Annotated in this window: 13 protein-coding genes and 2 pseudogenes; 10 read left to right on the forward strand and 5 right to left on the reverse strand. The window is 64.6% G+C overall.

The annotated features are described in order from the left end of the window. Nucleotides 1–4 precede the first annotated feature (4 nt). The 3 genes from P6U28_RS19035 to P6U28_RS19045 all read left to right on the forward strand — a co-directional run bounded on the left by P6U28_RS19035 (nucleotide 5) and on the right by P6U28_RS19045 (nucleotide 2,477). Nucleotides 5–847 (forward strand): transglutaminase family protein, encoded by an 843-nt coding sequence (locus P6U28_RS19035; RefSeq protein WP_129145771.1) that lies wholly within the window; start codon nucleotides 5–7, stop codon nucleotides 845–847. A gap of 86 nt (nucleotides 848–933) precedes the next feature. Next, nucleotides 934–1,692: a proteasome-type protease gene (locus tag P6U28_RS19040; protein ID WP_122402565.1), complete on the forward strand. Its 759-nt coding sequence runs from the start codon at nucleotides 934–936 to the stop codon at nucleotides 1,690–1,692. A 26-nt stretch (nucleotides 1,693–1,718) separates the two neighbouring features. Next, nucleotides 1,719–2,477, forward strand: coding sequence for an SDR family oxidoreductase (locus P6U28_RS19045; RefSeq protein ID WP_122402564.1), 759 nt, complete (start codon nucleotides 1,719–1,721; stop codon nucleotides 2,475–2,477). A 207-nt stretch (nucleotides 2,478–2,684) separates the two neighbouring features. On the opposite strand, the pseudogene P6U28_RS19050 reads toward P6U28_RS19045, so the two are convergent. Further along, nucleotides 2,685–3,918: pseudogene (locus P6U28_RS19050) on the reverse strand (MFS transporter). Nucleotides 3,919–4,072: 154 nt separating this feature from the next. Between P6U28_RS19050 and P6U28_RS19055 the strand changes: the two are divergent. Next, on the forward strand, nucleotides 4,073–5,323 hold the full coding sequence (locus P6U28_RS19055; RefSeq protein ID WP_122402563.1) for a NupC/NupG family nucleoside CNT transporter: 1,251 nt from the start codon (nucleotides 4,073–4,075) through the stop codon (nucleotides 5,321–5,323). Nucleotides 5,324–5,448: 125 nt separating this feature from the next. On the opposite strand, the gene P6U28_RS19060 is transcribed toward P6U28_RS19055, so the two are convergent. Then, the gene (locus P6U28_RS19060) at nucleotides 5,449–5,976 is read right to left on the reverse strand and encodes a cupin domain-containing protein (RefSeq protein ID WP_122402562.1); all 528 of its coding nucleotides are present in this window, start codon (nucleotides 5,974–5,976) and stop codon (nucleotides 5,449–5,451) included. 209 nt (nucleotides 5,977–6,185) lie between these two features. Between P6U28_RS19060 and P6U28_RS19065 the strand changes: the two are divergent. Further along, nucleotides 6,186–8,225, forward strand: a pseudogene (locus P6U28_RS19065) (tetratricopeptide repeat protein). 7 nt (nucleotides 8,226–8,232) lie between these two features. Here the strand turns inward: P6U28_RS19065 and P6U28_RS19070 are convergent. Beyond that, entirely contained in the window at nucleotides 8,233–8,520 is a 288-nt protein-coding gene (locus tag P6U28_RS19070; RefSeq protein WP_407122980.1) for an usg protein, read from the reverse strand. A gap of 377 nt (nucleotides 8,521–8,897) precedes the next feature. On the opposite strand from P6U28_RS19070, the gene P6U28_RS19075 reads away from it, so the two are divergent. Further along, entirely contained in the window at nucleotides 8,898–9,212 is a 315-nt protein-coding gene (locus tag P6U28_RS19075; protein ID WP_122402560.1) for a co-chaperone GroES, read from the forward strand. A gap of 46 nt (nucleotides 9,213–9,258) precedes the next feature. After that, the gene (gene groL / locus P6U28_RS19080; protein WP_057029537.1) at nucleotides 9,259–10,899 is read left to right on the forward strand and encodes a chaperonin GroEL; all 1,641 of its coding nucleotides are present in this window, start codon (nucleotides 9,259–9,261) and stop codon (nucleotides 10,897–10,899) included. A gap of 332 nt (nucleotides 10,900–11,231) precedes the next feature. Here the strand turns inward: groL and P6U28_RS19085 are convergent, their stop codons facing one another. Beyond that, nucleotides 11,232–12,065: a LysR family transcriptional regulator gene (locus P6U28_RS19085; RefSeq protein ID WP_407122981.1), complete on the reverse strand. Its 834-nt coding sequence runs from the start codon at nucleotides 12,063–12,065 to the stop codon at nucleotides 11,232–11,234. A 129-nt stretch (nucleotides 12,066–12,194) separates the two neighbouring features. On the opposite strand from P6U28_RS19085, the gene P6U28_RS19090 reads away from it, so the two are divergent. Both P6U28_RS19090 and P6U28_RS19095 read left to right on the forward strand, forming a co-directional pair. Continuing rightward, the gene (locus P6U28_RS19090) at nucleotides 12,195–12,785 is read left to right on the forward strand and encodes a cysteine hydrolase family protein (protein WP_407122982.1); all 591 of its coding nucleotides are present in this window, start codon (nucleotides 12,195–12,197) and stop codon (nucleotides 12,783–12,785) included. A 12-nt stretch (nucleotides 12,786–12,797) separates the two neighbouring features. Then, on the forward strand, nucleotides 12,798–13,427 hold the full coding sequence (locus P6U28_RS19095; RefSeq protein ID WP_407122983.1) for a glutathione binding-like protein: 630 nt from the start codon (nucleotides 12,798–12,800) through the stop codon (nucleotides 13,425–13,427). Nucleotides 13,428–13,434: 7 nt separating this feature from the next. Here P6U28_RS19095 and P6U28_RS19100 read toward each other — a convergent pair whose 3' ends face one another. After that, nucleotides 13,435–14,487 (reverse strand): DUF2778 domain-containing protein, encoded by a 1,053-nt coding sequence (locus P6U28_RS19100; RefSeq protein WP_407123083.1) that lies wholly within the window; start codon nucleotides 14,485–14,487, stop codon nucleotides 13,435–13,437. Nucleotides 14,488–15,140: 653 nt separating this feature from the next. On the opposite strand from P6U28_RS19100, the gene P6U28_RS19105 reads away from it, so the two are divergent. After that, nucleotides 15,141–15,665, forward strand: coding sequence for a FecR domain-containing protein (locus P6U28_RS19105; protein ID WP_407122984.1), 525 nt, complete (start codon nucleotides 15,141–15,143; stop codon nucleotides 15,663–15,665). The last annotated feature ends 17 nt before the right edge of the window (nucleotides 15,666–15,682 follow it).

The raw sequence follows: 15,682 nt of genomic DNA on the forward strand, positions 1-15,682 counted from the left end.
CACCATGCGCCTGCGAATCCAGCACACCACGACCTATCGCTACGAGCCGCCGGTCACGGGCGTGATCCAGATCCTGCGCATGACGCCGGGCAGCCATGATGGGCAGTACGTCGCGGAATGGCAGATCGACGTCTCCACCGACACCAAGCTCGACATGCATGAGGATGCGTTCGGCAACGTCATACACGTGCTGTCCTGCGGACCTGTCGCCGACATCCAGATCACCGCCGAGGGGCTGATCGAGACCCACGACACCGGCGGCGTGCTGCGCGGCACTGACGAGCGCTTCCCGGCCGGCATGTTCCTGCGCTCCACCGACCTCACCTCCGTCAATCCGGCGATGACGGCGGTCGCGCGCCAGTTGCGGAGCGAAGCCGAGAGCGACACGCTGGGCTTCCTGCACACGCTGATGACGCAAATCGCCGATCACATGACGTTCGACCAGGACCACACCAACAGCGGCACGTCCGCGGCGGAGGCATTCGCGCTCAAGCGCGGTGTCTGCCAGGATTACGCGCACATCTTCATCGCCTGCGCCCGCGCCGGCGGCGTGCCCGCGCGCTTCGTCTCCGGGCATTTCTTGCGTGCAGACGACATGGTGCATCAGGACGCCGGGCACGCCTGGGCGGAGGCTTACGTGCCCGATCTCGGCTGGGTCGGGTTCGATCCCGCCAACAGCATCTGCGCCACCGACGCCCATGTCCGCGTTGCGATCGGGCTCGACTATCTCGGCGCAGCCCCGGTGCGTGGCACCCGCTATGGCGGTGGCACGGAAACGCTGGCGGTGGCCGTGAAGGTCGAGCAGGCCGGTCGCGGCGGGCAGTCGCAATCGCAGCGACAGAGCTAGCTGCGTCACCGCCTGCAATCGGGGGTTGGACCGGCCCCTGAAATTGGCTAGTACTTGCGCGCAAACGCTCGCGTCGAGGACTGGAAATGACCTATTGCTGCGGAATCTTGGTTCGGGATGGTCTGGTGATGATCGCCGATACCCGCACCAATGCCGGCCTCGACAACGTCTCGACCTTCCGCAAGCTGCATATCTTCTCCAAGCCCGGCGAGCGCATCATGGCGATCGCCAGCGCCGGCAACCTCGCGATCAGCCAGTCGGTGCTCTCCACCCTGACCGAAGGCCTGGAGGACCCCAACACGGGCGAGGTCGAGACGCTGATGAACGCGCCGACCATGTTCCAGGCCGCCCAGCGCATTGGCCGGGCGATCCGGGCGGTGCATGCGACCGAAGGGCCGGCGCTGAAATCGGAGGACGTGTCGTTCGACGTCTCCTTCCTCTTCGGCGGCCAGATCAAGGGCGCGCGCATGCGCCTGTTCATGGTCTACACCGCCGGCAATTTCATCGAGTGCACGACCGACACGCCCTACCTGCAGATCGGCGAGCACAAATACGGCAAGCCGGTGCTCGACCGCGCCATGCATTACGACGTCGAGCTGTACGAGGCGCTGAAGACCGGCCTCATCTCGATGGACTCGACCATGCGCTCGAACCTCGGCGTCGGCCTGCCGATCGACGTGCTGGTGGTGCGGAACGATGCCTGTGAGGCCGATCTCAATCACCGCATCGAGGCGGGCGAGCCCTATTTCCACGATTTGCGCTCGCGCTGGTCGGCGGCGCTGCGCGCCGCGCACCAGAACATTCCGCGGCCGCCCTACAAGAACGAAAAAGAATCCAAAACCTGACAGCTCAAGAGAAAAGGCAGGAAACGATGAGTGAAGCGAAAAAGATCGCAGTGGTGACGGGCGCCGGCACCGGGGTCGGGCGCGCGGCGTCGCTGGCGCTGATGAACACCGGCTTCACCGTGGTGCTCGTAGGGCGCCGGCTCGACATGCTCGAGGAGACCGCGAAGCTCGGCCCCGCGGGGAAGAGCCTGTGCGTCACCGCCGACATGACCAAGCCGGAGCAGATCGCCGCGCTGTTCGACAAGGTGAAGACGACCTATGGCCGCCTCGACGTGCTCTTCAACAATGCCGGCATGGGCGCGCCGGCGGTGAACTTCGAGGATCTCAGCCTCGAGCAGTGGCAGGCGGTGGTGAACACCAACCTCACCGGCCCGTTCCTGTGCACTCAGCACGCCTTCCGCATCATGAAGGACCAGACCCCGCGCGGCGGCCGCATCATCAACAACGGCTCGATCTCGGCGCATGCGCCGCGGCCGTTCTCGGCGGCCTACACCTCGACCAAGCACGCGATCACCGGCCTCACCAAGGCCTCCAACCTCGACGGCCGCATGTACGACATCGCGGTCGGCCAGATCGACATCGGCAATGCGGCGACGCCGATGACCGACCGAATGGTCAACGGCCCCGGCGTGCTTCAGCCTGATGGCACCACCAAGCACGAGCCGCGCATGGACGCGAAAGCGGTCGGCGATGCCGTGGCCTACATGGCCAGCCTGCCGCTCGACGCCAACGTGCTGACCATGACGGTGATGGCGACCAAGATGCCGTTCGTGGGGCGGGGTTGAACAAAAAGCGCGAGAACAACCCCATGCACAGTAGGCGTCAAGTGGCGCCTGCTGCTGCCTGGCTACAGGGTGGTGGGAGTTAAGTCCGCGAGCCATCTCCACAATCGTCATTGCGAGCGCAGCGAAGCAATCCGGGCTGCCACTGCGGCAAGATTCTGGATTGCTTCGTCGCAAGAGCTCCTCGCAATGACGTGGAGGAGCGTTGCCCTATTCCAAACTCTCCACCTTTCGCAGGCTCGGAAACAGCTTCATCCAGAGCAGCGCCACCGCGACGGTGGCAACGCCGCCGAGCACGGCGGCGGGCATGGCGCCGAACAGCGCGGCCGTGAGGCCACTCTCGAATTGGCCGAGCTGGTTCGAGGCGTTGATGAAGAGGAAATTCACCGCACCGACCCGGCCGCGCATCTCATCGGGTGTGGACAGCTGCACAAGCGAGAAGCGTATCACGACGCTGATCGTATCGGCCGCACCGAGCACGGCGAGCGACAGCACCGACAGCCACATCCACGGCGACAGCGCGAACACGATCGTGGCGAGGCCGAATACGATCACCGCCTGGAACATGCGTAAGCCCACATGCCGCGAGATGGCGTGGCGCGCCAGCACCACGGTCATCAGGAGCGCACCGACCGCGGGCGCGGCACGCAGCACGCCGAGTCCGACCGGGCCGGCCTGAAGAATATCGCGGGCATAGATCGGCAACAGCGCGGTGACGCCGCCGAACAGCACGGCGAACAGGTCCAGCGAGATGGTGCCGAGAATCGCGGGGTTGCCGCGGATGAAGCGGACGCCGGCAAAGATATTGTCCGAGTTCGTCCCCTCCTTTGCGATCGCCTGCTGACGCGGCCGGATGAAGCCGGTCAAAATCATCCCCACAACCCAGAACAGTACCATCACGGCATAAGCGAGATGCGGGGCGACCGCATATGCGAATCCGCCGAGCGCCGGCCCCGTGATGGTCGCGACCTGCGCTGCGCCGCTGGAGATGGCCGTGGCGCGCTGCAGCGACCCTTGCGGCGCGATCAACGGCAACAACGCCGCCGTGGTCGGGCTCTCGAACGCGCCTGCAATGCCGAGCACGAAGGTCGCGATGAAGATCTGCACCTCGCCGACCGCGCCGAGATAGGTGATGGTTGCGAGATAGAGCGCGGTCGCGGCTTCCACGAGCTGGCAGAGCTGGACCACGCGCTTGCGCTCGTAGCGGTCGGTGTCCAGCGACGAACACCAGCAGCGCCGTGGGCAGGAACTGCACGAGGCCGACCATGCCGAGGTCGAACGCCGAGCCGGTGAGATCGTAGACCTGCCAGCCGATCGCGACCGCCGCGATCTGGCTGGAAAAGCGCGACAGGCTGCGGGAGAGCAGGAAGAACAGGAAGGCGCGGTGGCCGAGCAGCGCGCCGGCGCTGACCGGCAGATTGTCGGATATTGGCTGCTCTGGCATCGTCGCTTCGGTCACCTCGGACGGTCCGGTCCTGATCCTGATGGGCCCGCGTGGCCCAGGCTTGCCCGCTTGTCAACAACGAGCCGCTTCCGTGGCCCCGGCATTGCCTTTGCAATGCACACGCGGCCATAATCATTGAGGGTTTGGGGACATCATGCTTCGGTTGCAATCGGCACTCGGCATTTTCGCATTGCTCCTGATCGCTTTCGCGCTGGCGGAGAATCGCCGCGCGGTCTCGCTGCGTCAGGCGGCAATCGGCCTCGCCGCGACCTTCGTCACCGCGGTCGTGCTGCTGAAGCTGCCGGTCGTAGCGCATGCGTTCGGCGCGATCAACGACGCGGTCGGCGCGATCTCGGCGGCCTCGCGCGCCGGCTCCGCCTTCGTGTTCGGCTATGTCGGCGGCGGCCCCCTGCCGTTCGATCTGAAGGTGCCGGGCGCGGACTTCATCCTGGCGTTCCAGGCATTGCCGATCGTGCTGGTCATGAGCGTGCTGACGACACTGCTGTTCTATTGGCGCGTGCTGCCACCGATCGTGCGCGGCATGGCCTGGCTGCTCGAACGCACGTTGGGGGTCGGCGGCGCCGTGGGCCTCTCGACCGCCGCCAACATCTTCCTCGGCATGGTCGAGGCACCGTTGTTCGTGCGGCCGTATCTGGCACAGATGACCCGCAGCGAATTATTCGTGGTGATGACCGGAGGCATGGCCGGCATCGCCGGCACGGTGCTGGTGCTCTATGCGACGCTCCTTGCCCCGCTCATCCCCGACGCGGCCGCGCACTTCGTCATCGCCTCGGTGCTGGGCGCGCCGGCCGCGATCCTTGTCAGCCTGATCATGGTGCCCGAGACATCCGACAAGCGTACCGGCGGTGCACTGGAAGATCCCGAGATGAACGTGTCCAGCACGATGGACGCCATCGTCAAGGGCACCACCGGCGGCCTCGAATTGTTGCTCAATATCGTCGCCATGCTCCTGGTGCTGGTGGCGCTGGTCTATCTGGTCAATGCCATGCTTGGCCTCTTGCCTGATATCGGCGGTGCCGCGATCTCGCTGCAGCGGCTGCTTGGCCTCGTCATGGCACCAGTATGCTGGTTGATGGGGCTGCCATGGGATCAGGCGATCACCGCCGGCAGCCTGATGGGCACCAAGACCGTGCTCAATGAATTGATCGCCTATGTCGACTTCACCAAGCTGCCAGCCAACGCGCTCGATCCGCGCTCGCGCCTGATCATGCTCTACGCGATGTGCGGCTTCGCCAACTTCGCCAGCCTCGGCATCATGATCGGCGGCCTCGGCGTGATGGCCCCGGAGCGGCGCGAGGAGATCAACGCGCTGGGGCTGAAGTCGATCGTATCGGGGACGCTGACCACGTGCTTGATGGGGGCGATGGTGGGGGTGTTGAGTTAAGACACCCGTCGTGAGCCGTAGAGCCCGGATTGCGCGCAGCGCAATCCGGGGCCATCTTCTCCACGGAGAAACTTTCCCGGATCTTGCTTGCGCCGCATCCGGGCTACAAGCCCGCGGGCAAGCCCTTACGCCTTCAACTCCACCGTCCTGAACTCCGCCGGCAGGATCACCTCCAGCAGCTCCACGTCGTCCGAATAGTCCAGGATCATGTGCTTGATTTTCGGCGGCTGGGTCCAGGCGCTGCCTTGCTTCATCAAGGTCTCGCCCTGCCCGTCCATATAGGTCTTCACCCAGCCCTTGAGCACGTAGACCATCTGGAATTCGACGTCGTGATAATGGAGCTTGGAGACCTCGGCCGGGTTGCAGGGGCCTTGCAAGCGGATCACATGCGCCTGCGCGAGGCCGTGGGTCGCCTCGGCGATGCCGAGATCGCGGTATCTGGCATAGGCACGCAGGCCGTCGGCCTTGAAGTCTTCCTCGCGGTGATGGCTGATGGCGATGCGCTGCTTCGGCCGCACGGCCTTCTTCGGAGCGACGGTGCGCGCCTTCGCCTTCACTGCCTTTCGTGCCGAGGATCGCGCCGCTGCCTTGGTCCCGCTCCGCTTCTTCACTGCGGTCTTCATTGCGGGCCTCGATGCCTTCTGCTTGGCCATTGTCTGCCTCCCTGTTCCGAGCCGCGCCCGTCGCACGAGTGTGACCCGAAGGGCAGATTACCCAGTCCTGGGCGAGGCAGCAATTGCGGAGCTGCGGCCGGTCCGCGATCGGTCGTAGCTTGTCCCAAGCTGTCGTGGCGAGCGAGCATCGTCTCGTCTTCGTTCTCTCCCTGAATTAGTCTCGGCAGGAGATCTGGGGGAATTGATTCATGGGCAGCAGCGTCGGTCAGCGTGCATTTCAGAATGCCCGGCTCCAGAAACGGCAAAAGGCCGAAGTGCTGCCATTGCTCGGGCAAGCGCTCGAGTTGCACAAGAAGGGACGCCTCCCCGAGGCCAAGGCTGCCTATCGCCAACTTCTGCAGTTCGCGCCCAACCAATTCATCGCCCTGCATATGCTCGGCGCCTTGGAGTCTGATGCCAGGAACTATGACCAGGCCGAAATCCTGCTGCGCCGGGCCGTTGCCGCAGACCCGCGATCTGCCGAAGCCCACATGAGCTTGGGCGTGGCGTTGAACGGGCTGAAACGTCACGACGAGGCCCGCGAGAGCTATCGAAAGGCTCTCGCCTTGCGGCCCAGCTACGCCCTCGCCCTGTCCAATCTCGGTAACGCGAGCGCGGCCCTTGATCTGCACCAAGAAGCGCTCGAGAGCTACGATCAGGCGCTCGCAATTGACGCAAACCTGGCCGAAGCCCACAACGGCCGAGGCTCTGCGCTCTGCCGTCTGCGCAACTATGACGAGGCTCTCGCAAGCCTGAACCGCGCGCTCTCGATCAAGCCTGACTATGCCGCGGCGCTGGCGAACCGCGCCGTTGCACTCCGGGAGCTTCAGCGATTTGACGAAGCCATGGCGGATTGCAATCGGGCAATCGCCCTCGCACCCGACGACGTGAATGGGTGGCTCTGGCGCGCCAACGTCTTGCTCCAGACCCAGCAAATTGCCCAAGCATTGCTCGATTGCGAGAAAGCTCTCGCGATTGCGCCCGATTCTGATCAAGCTCACTTCGTATTGGGCCTCTGTCTCGCCGGAATTGGCAGGGTCGACGAAGCGTTCGCCAGCTTCGACAGGGCCCTCGATATCCGGCCTGACCTTCAGAGCGCGATCTCCAGCAAGATATTCACGCTCGATTTTGTGGCGGACGCCAGCGTCGAACGGCATCAGCAAGCGCGTCGGTGTGGTGGGAGCGGATCGGGGCCAAAATCGCTTCAGAAGCGGCAGCACCGCATGACAACAGCCGCGACCCGGACCGGCGCCTGGTGCTTGGCTACGTCTCGTCGGACTTCAACGCGCATTCGGCCGCGTTCATTTTCAAGCCGGTCCTGCAACACCATGACCGGGCACAGTTCGAGATCGTGTGCTACTCGTGTTCGTCGAAAGTGGACGGGACGACAAGCGAATTTCAGGGGCTCGCCGATCGCTGGCGTGACGCCTCGCAATGGACCGACGATCGCCTCGCTGCACAGATTCGCGCCGATGGCGTCGATATCCTGATCGATCTGTCCGGCCACACCAGAGGAAACCGCCTCGGCGTATTTGCGCGCAAGCCGGCACCGATCCAGGCGCACGGCTGGGGCCACGGCACCGGCACCGGGCTGCCGACGATCGATTATCTGTTCTCGGATCCTGTCGCGATTCCTTTGGCGGTTCGGCATCTGTTTGCGGAGACCGTCGTCGACCTGCCGTGCTTTGTGACGCTGACGCCGCTGCCGGCCGGGATTGCGCGAGCGGAGACGCCTGCGATTTCGAACGGTTTCATCACGTTCGGTGTCTTCAACCGCATCAGCAAAATCTCCGACGAGGCCGCGGCAGTCTGGTCCAGGATCCTCGAGCGGGTGCCGGGCTCGCGACTGCTGATCAAGGATGTTGCGCTCGACGATCAACTCGTCCGCGACAAGCTGCTGGCGCGATTTGCGGCTTGCCGATTGCCGGCCGAACGCGTCGATCTGCTCGGAGCGACCTCGCGGCACGAACATCTGGCATCGTTCAATCGCATCGATATTGCACTCGACCCGTTCCCACAGAACGGCGGCGTCAGCACATGGGAAGCCCTGCAGAGTCGCCGACAGCGAGGATGCGTATGTCGAGATTGCAGCCGGCCGCGCGGCGCGGGTCGCCGAGCTCGATCAACTGCGCCGCGAGCTGCCCGAACAGATCAGCGCTGCGGCCGCCGGCAACCCTGTCTCATATGCGCGAGCCGTGGACGACGCCTATCGCGCGATGTGGACACGCTATTGCAAGGGCGGCGTCTGAGCTCTGCTCAATGCAGCCGGAACACGCCGTCGACGGCGCGCAGCTCGGCGGGCTTGATCAGCTTGGAATGCGCCACCGTGACCGAATGCACGGGGCCATCGAGCTTCTCCTGCCAGAACGCCAGGAAATCGGTCAGCGCCGGAAATTTCGGAAACATGTCGTAGTTCTGCCAGACATAGGTCTGGAGCAACGAGGGATGATCCGGCATCCGATAGAGAATCTGTGCCGTCGTCAGCCCGTAGCCCAGCATCTGTTTCCGGAAGTCCTCGGAAACGCCCCCAACGCGCAGTCCCATGCCAAACCTCCTTTGCAGGAGCGCATGCAGGGGGTGGCTTGATCCGTGCCCCGGGAGCCACCCGGAAACGATGCGCTCACATGAGAGATATGTGACGCAAACCGACAATCCATCTCAAGCCCAAAAGTTTAACAAGCTGTTGAAATTCAATGCGTTAGCAGCAGACATGACTCCGTGCTAATACGGTCTCGGGTGTCGGTTAACGATGCCAAAGAGATTCTGGCAGTCCGTGCTTTCGGGTGCTAATTTTTCTGCTACAAACCCTTGCCCCCGCAAAATTCCTGTCCTATTTCACCCTCGCTCGTGCTAGCACTCGCGGGCAACGACTGCTAACAATATCAAAATCCTCAACTCGTGCAATTACTTAGGAGGACTGCATGAAATTCCGTCCGCTTCACGACCGCGTCGTGGTCAAGCGCATCGACGCAGAAGAGAAGACCGCCGGCGGCATCATCATTCCCGACACTGCCAAGGAAAAGCCCTCGCAGGGCGAGGTCGTCGCCATCGGCCCGGGCGGCCGCGACGAGTCCGGCAAGCTGATCCCGATCGACCTGAAGGTCGGCGACCGCGTGCTGTTCGGCAAGTGGTCCGGCACCGAGGTCAAGATCGACGGTCAGGACCTGCTGATCATGAAGGAGAGCGACGTGATGGGCGTTCTCGAGGTCACCGAGTCCAAGAAGAAGGCGGCCTAAGGGCCCTCTCCTCCCTCCAGTCAAACATCCTCAAGGAAAAATCCAGATGGCAGCCAAAGAAGTCAAATTCTCGGTTGAAGCGCGCGACAAGATGCTGCGCGGTGTCGACGTTCTCGCCAACGCGGTGAAGGTCACGCTCGGTCCGAAGGGCCGTAACGTCGTGCTCGACAAGTCGTTCGGCGCTCCCCGCATCACCAAGGACGGCGTCACCGTCGCCAAGGAGATCGAGCTCGACGACAAGTTCGAGAACATGGGCGCCCAGATGGTGCGCGAAGTCGCCTCCAAGTCCGCTGACGCGGCCGGCGACGGCACCACCACCGCCACCGTGCTCGCCCAGGCGATCGTGAAGGAAGGCGCGAAGTCCGTTGCCGCCGGCATGAACCCGATGGACCTCAAGCGCGGTATCGACCTCGCGGTCGAGGCCGTCGTGGCCGACCTCGAGAAGAACTCGAAGAAGGTCACCTCGAACGACGAGATCGCCCAGGTCGGCACTATATCGGCCAACGGCGATGCCGAGATCGGCAAGTTCCTCGCCGACGCCATGAAGAAGGTCGGCAACGAGGGTGTCATCACCGTCGAGGAAGCCAAGTCGCTCGAGACCGAGCTCGACGTCGTCGAGGGCATGCAGTTCGACCGCGGCTACATCTCGCCCTACTTCGTCACCAACGCCGACAAGATGCGCGTTGAGATGGACGACGCCTACATCCTCATCAACGAGAAGAAGCTCTCCTCGCTGAACGAGCTGCTGCCGCTGCTCGAGGCCGTGGTGCAGACCGGCAAGCCGCTGGTCATCGTCGCCGAGGACGTGGAAGGCGAGGCCCTCGCCACCCTCGTCGTGAACCGCCTGCGTGGCGGCCTGAAGGTCGCGGCCGTCAAGGCTCCGGGCTTCGGCGATCGCCGCAAGGCCATGCTGCAGGACATCGCGATCCTGACCGGCGGCCAGGCGATCTCGGAAGACCTCGGCATCAAGCTCGAGAACGTCACGCTCAACATGCTCGGTCGCGCCAAGAAGGTGATGATCGACAAGGAGAACACCACGATCGTCAACGGCGCCGGCAAGAAGGCCGACATCGAGGCGCGCGTGGCCCAGATCAAGGCGCAGATCGAGGAGACCACCTCGGACTACGACCGTGAGAAGCTCCAGGAGCGTCTCGCCAAGCTCGCTGGCGGCGTCGCGGTGATCCGCGTCGGCGGCGCGACCGAGGTCGAGGTGAAGGAGCGCAAGGATCGCGTTGATGACGCGATGCATGCGACCCGCGCGGCGGTCGAGGAAGGCATCGTCCCCGGCGGCGGCGTCGCCCTGCTGCGTGCCTCCGAGCAGCTCAAGGGCCTGCGCACCAAGAACGACGACCAGAAGACCGGCGTCGAGATCGTGCGCAAGGCGCTGTCGGCTCCCGCTCGCCAGATCGCGATCAATGCCGGTGAAGACGGTTCGGTGATCGTCGGCAAGATCCTGGAGAACAAGGCCTACAATTACGGCTTCGACTCCCAGACCGGCGAATATGCCGACCTCGTCAAGAAGGGCATCATCGACCCGACCAAGGTGGTCCGCACCGCGATCCAGAACGCTGCCTCGGTGGCCGCGCTCCTGATCACCACGGAAGCCATGGTCGCCGAGCTGCCCAAGAAGGGCGGCGCCGGCCCGGCGATGCCCCCCGGCGGCGGCATGGGCGGCATGGACTTCTGATCCAGCACCCTCGAGAACTACGAAACCCCGGCAGCGATGCCGGGGTTTTTGTTTGCAATAACTTCTCTCCACCCGTCATTCCGGGCTCGCGCCCAAGTGGGCCTTCTAAAGCATGATCCGGAAAGCAATCGCCTTCCGCTCCCGCGATTGCGCCGTCGACGGCCGGATGGTGTCCTGAACAATCGTCATCGCCTTCTGCTCAGCCTGCAACCGGCATGACGTTACGCAACCTTTGCGCCAGTGAAAACCCTGTTCAGGATTGGTCGCGCCGGCGCGCTCGCGCGTTCACGACAGGCGAACCCTGTGGGGGCCGATCGCAACCCGATGCGCCGTCAGCGGCGCGAGGTCTCCTGGAAACAGGCCCTCACCCAGTCGATCGTCACGCGGGTTGCGGCATCGCGCTTGAGATGGTTTTGCACGAGCAGCCAGACGTCGCGCCGCTTCGGCAGCAGCGTGGCGCGCAGGCGGCGGTCGCCGCGCAGGTCGGCGCAGACATATTCCGGCAACACACCGGCGGCCTGGTGGGCGCGGATCAGATTGCGGATGACGCGGACGTTATCGGCGACGCAGCGCGCGCGGGCCTTCCTGGTGCGCAGGAATTGCATCTCGGGAATGGCGCCGAGCTCGTCGGGATAGACGCACAGCATCGGCTCGCCCTCGGTCGTAACCGGCTCGAAAAAATACAGCTTGATGTCGCCGAGCCTTGAGATCGCGAAGTCGCCCTTGTCGGGCTTGCGCAAGCGGATGGCCAGATCAGCCTCCCAGCGCGAGAACCTGACGTTCTCGCTCGAGGTGAGGAATTGCAGCGTCAGGCCGGGATGGGTCCGCAGGAAGTCGCCCGCACGCGGCGACAGCACTTCTTCTGCAACTGTGTTGGTGGAGGCGATGCGCAGGCGGCCGACCGGACCTTCCAGGCTCTCGCTGAGGCGGCCGATCTCGGCCGCATGCGAGGCCATCGCCTCGACATGCGCCAGCACCGCTTCGCATTGCCGCGTCGGCCTGCGGACGCCGTCGGCGGCCTCGAACAGACGCAAGCCGAGCGCACGCTCGATGCGCGACAGCCGACGCCCGACCGTCGTCTCGTCGATACGCAGCTTTGCGCTGGCGCCGGCATAGGTGCCTTCGTCCCTGACGGCGGCGATGATGCGCAGATCGTCCCAGTTCATGGCTTGAGGCTACATCGCCGCCCGATGGCCTGCAATCTCGCAGCCTCCCGCTGCAATATTCCTGCATATCGGCAGGCATTCCCGGGGCTATGTTTGTTGCGCCTTCTACCCCGGGAGATTTCCAAGACCATGACCGCAAAGACCCTGCTCCAGCTCGCCGGCGCCGACCTCAGCCCGCCGCGCCTCGGCGACGCCGCGCTGGTGCTGATCGATATCCAGAACGAATATCTCGCGGGCCCCCTCGCCTTGCCCGACGCCAAGCCCGCGATCGCACGTGCGGCTGCGCTCCTGGCACAGGCCCGCGAGGCTGGTGCCGCGATCATCCACATCGCCCATCGCGGCAAGGCCGGCAGCCTGTTCGATCGCGCCGCCGACCGCGGCGCCATCGTCGTCCAGCTGAGCCCCCGCGCCAGCGAGCCCGTGATCGAGAAGGAGCTGCCGAATGCCTTTGCCGGCACCGATTTGCAGGCGCGCCTTGTCGCGACCGGACGCAAGAACATCGTGCTGGCCGGCTTCATGACGCATATGTGCGTCAGCTCCACGGCGCGGGCCGCGCTCGACCTCGGCTTTCGCACCACGATCGATGCCGATGCCTGCGCCACGCGCGACCTGCCGGACGGGCGCGGCGGCACGCTGGACGCCCGAACCATCCACGAGGTTGCGCTCGCCGAGCTGTCCGATCGCTTCGCGATCATCGCCCGCGGCGATGCGCTGAAGTAACGGAGCAACGCGATGCTGCAACTCTATTTCTCGCCGATGGCCTGCTCGCTCGCGAGCCGGATCGCGCTGATGGAGGCTGGCCTCGATGCGCAGTACCATCAGGTGCACCTCTTGACCAAGACGATCGTGGACGACGGCAGCGATTTTCACGGCGTGGCGGCGAAGGGCGCTGTGCCGGTGCTGGTGCTGGAGAATGGCGAACGGCTGACCGAGAGCGCGGCGGTGCTGCAATACATTGCCGATCTGAAGCCCGAGACGCGCCTTGCGCCGCCGCTCGGCGATCCCGACCGCTACAGGCTCCAGGAATGGCTGAGCTTCGTCGGCGCCGAGATCCACAAGGCGTTCCTGTTTCCGACCTTCTGGTACAAGGACGACGGCTCGCTCGCCAAGCCGCGAGCACGGATCGCGCAGACCTTGTCGGTGCCGGCAGCGCATCTGGCGGACCGCGAATTCCTCGTCGGCAACCGCTTCACCGTCGCGGACGCCCACCTCGCCTGGGCCCTGCTGCTGCTTCGGCCTGCCGGCGTCGACATTGCGCAGTGGCCATCGTTGTCAGCCTATCTCGAACGCATGCAGGCGCGGCCTCGCGTGCGGGAGGCGGTTGCGACCGAGATGGCGCTGCGCAAGCAGATGACCGCTTGAGCGCAGGTCAGTCCACCCGCGCCAGCACCGCGAGCTTGCGGATGCCCTTGTTGCGGTAGGCATCGAGGAACGCGTAATAGTCCTTGAACGACACGCAGCCGTTGGAGTCGCCGTTCGGCCCGAGCATGAAGGTGTGCGCGAGCAGACCGTCGCGGCCGTAGATCGCGCTCTCGCCCCCGATCGGGGTCAGGCGCAGCGCCGGCACGCCGTGGAACAGCGCCTCGCGCGGCTTCAGCGTGTAGATGTGCGGCGGCGTCACGCCGCGCATGCGGATTTTCGAGGAGCGCGGATCGTCGAGATTGGAGCCGAGGCCGGAATGCGCCTCGAGCTTGGTGCCGTCGGGCAGGTACACCGTCTTGGCGGTGATGTCGTAGACCGCGGTGTCGCGCTCATAGGGCGGCGCGCCGCCGAACATCGGGTTCTGCTCCTTGGGCGCGATGGACGCGGTCACGCTGGCATCGGCCGAGGCGTAGGCGAGCAGCCCGCCGGACGGCTCACGCTTGCCCCAGAGCTTCTCGACCATCGACTGGCGCGGAGCAGTGATCGACATCACCGCGGCCTTGGCGCGGTCGGCGAAGGATTTCGGCTTCGCCTCGGGCGCCGGCACGATCTCGGCCGGGTCGGCCGAGGCCAGCTGCATCTGGGCATCCGGTGCGCGCCTGGCCTTGTCCGCAGGCTTCTCAGCGGTCTTGTCAGCAATCTTGGCTGCCGGCTTCAGCGCTTCCGCGACCTTGGCGATGACGCTCTGCTTCGGGGCGTCCTTCGGCGTGTCCTTGGCCACGGCAACCTCCGTTGCCGGCGCGGCGCTCGCCGCATTCGACGGCACACCCTGCGTCGCAGCGGCGGCAAAGCGCTCGTTGAACATCTCGCGCGAGATGGGAGCTGCGACCTGGAGCCGGTCGGGCAGCAGCGCGAAGGTTTCCTCAATGGCCTCGCGGGCCTCGCGCAGCGCCACCTTGGGTGCGCGCTTGATCACGGGCTCGTCGTAGCCGATGCTGCCGACAGTCGGATAGACGCTCGCGCCAAAGACGTTGCTGTAGATGGTCCAGCCGGCGCCCATCACGACACAGCCGATCGCCGCGGCGCCAAGCCAATTGGACGTGGTCGTTTTCCGGGAAGATTTCCGCGAATAATTCTTGGACTTCCGTGCCGCGTTACTCTGCGCAGCGATACTCGTACTCATTCGCCTTGCGTCCAGGACGGTGTCACTCAGTCCCCCTTCGAAGTGCCGCTGGTCACGATCCGGGAACAGCATCTCGCAGAGGGTCGGAGCGTCATTAAGGCGACTTTTAGTTAAATGCGGATTAAGTTCGGGCGGATGTGGGGCAACTCGTCAACGCTGTCCCGTTTTGAGAAAAAAGCCCGCAGAACTACGGACTTAGACGCGTCTGTTAACCATGTTTCTCGACCGGTTTGCGCCAACTGTTCGACGCTTGCCGCCGCATCCATGACGCACTCAACAACGCCGTTTTCGTGACCCTCAAATTAGCACTGAGCGTAGCGCGGAAGCGTTGCGCAAGGCTGGTGGACGGCCCTGCGTCCGCTGGCCGATTGCGGCAACAGCGCCGTGACTGAAAGTTGATCGTTTCGGTTCTGGACATCGCCGCCACGAGAAAATAGCTGCCACCTCGGCACTTTTCAGCAGCCTCTGCGCGTGATACGGTACCGTATCGTCCCGCCTTGAACTGTGCCGAGCACGCAAACGGAGCTGGCATGAGAGGGATAGCGCGCGCAGGGTTTTTCGCCCTGGCAGGGTCGCTTCTGTTGGTTGGATCTGCGACTGCACAGCTTGCGGCCAATGCGGGCTGCACGGCGTCGCCCTCGGCCGCTGGGACGCAGACCTGGCGCTGCGACAACGGCATCACCATCGTTGCGGAAAGTGGCGCCAAGTTTGAACTTAAGGACGCCAACCGCGACGGACATATAGATTCCGTGGCGTTGAGCAACAAGGCCCTGCTGATCGAGGTGCGCAAGAAGCCGCGGCGCAACCCCTTCAAGGTGCTGACGCCGCAAGCGATTGCCGCAGTGCGCGGCACGAAATGGGCAGTCGATGTCGCTGACGCCAAGACCTCCGTGTTCGTCGCCGACGGTGGGGTCGGCGTGACCCGCCGGGCTCGTGGACGCGGCGTCGTGCTTGGACCCGGCGAAGGCGTCGACGTCGAGGCAACCGGCCCGTTGACCATCAAGACATGGGGTCAGCCGCGCGTCGACGCGCTCATGGCAAGACTCGGGCAATAGGTCGGGGTCGCCAAGAC

It is taken from the genome of Bradyrhizobium sp. STM 3561 (assembly GCF_045571455.1).
Classification (GTDB): Bacteria; Pseudomonadota; Alphaproteobacteria; order Rhizobiales; family Xanthobacteraceae; genus Bradyrhizobium; species Bradyrhizobium vignae.

Excerpts from the sequence above, each read along its gene's own strand:
- P6U28_RS19035 (WP_129145771.1), top strand. The coding sequence starts at position 5 with ATGCGCCTGCGAATCCAGCACACCACGACCTATCGCTACGAGCCGCCG.
- P6U28_RS19040 (WP_122402565.1), top strand. The coding sequence starts at position 934 with ATGACCTATTGCTGCGGAATCTTGGTTCGGGATGGTCTGGTGATGATC.
- P6U28_RS19045 (WP_122402564.1), top strand. The coding sequence starts at position 1,719 with ATGAGTGAAGCGAAAAAGATCGCAGTGGTGACGGGCGCCGGCACCGGG.
- P6U28_RS19055 (WP_122402563.1), top strand. The coding sequence starts at position 4,073 with ATGCTTCGGTTGCAATCGGCACTCGGCATTTTCGCATTGCTCCTGATC.
- P6U28_RS19060 (WP_122402562.1), bottom strand. The coding sequence starts at position 5,976 with ATGGCCAAGCAGAAGGCATCGAGGCCCGCAATGAAGACCGCAGTGAAG.
- P6U28_RS19070 (WP_407122980.1), bottom strand. The coding sequence starts at position 8,520 with ATGGGACTGCGCGTTGGGGGCGTTTCCGAGGACTTCCGGAAACAGATG.
- P6U28_RS19075 (WP_122402560.1), top strand. The coding sequence starts at position 8,898 with ATGAAATTCCGTCCGCTTCACGACCGCGTCGTGGTCAAGCGCATCGAC.
- groL (WP_057029537.1), top strand. The coding sequence starts at position 9,259 with ATGGCAGCCAAAGAAGTCAAATTCTCGGTTGAAGCGCGCGACAAGATG.
- P6U28_RS19085 (WP_407122981.1), bottom strand. The coding sequence starts at position 12,065 with ATGAACTGGGACGATCTGCGCATCATCGCCGCCGTCAGGGACGAAGGC.
- P6U28_RS19090 (WP_407122982.1), top strand. The coding sequence starts at position 12,195 with ATGACCGCAAAGACCCTGCTCCAGCTCGCCGGCGCCGACCTCAGCCCG.
- P6U28_RS19095 (WP_407122983.1), top strand. The coding sequence starts at position 12,798 with ATGCTGCAACTCTATTTCTCGCCGATGGCCTGCTCGCTCGCGAGCCGG.
- P6U28_RS19100 (WP_407123083.1), bottom strand. The coding sequence starts at position 14,487 with ATGGGCGCCGGCTGGACCATCTACAGCAACGTCTTTGGCGCGAGCGTC.
- P6U28_RS19105 (WP_407122984.1), top strand. The coding sequence starts at position 15,141 with ATGAGAGGGATAGCGCGCGCAGGGTTTTTCGCCCTGGCAGGGTCGCTT.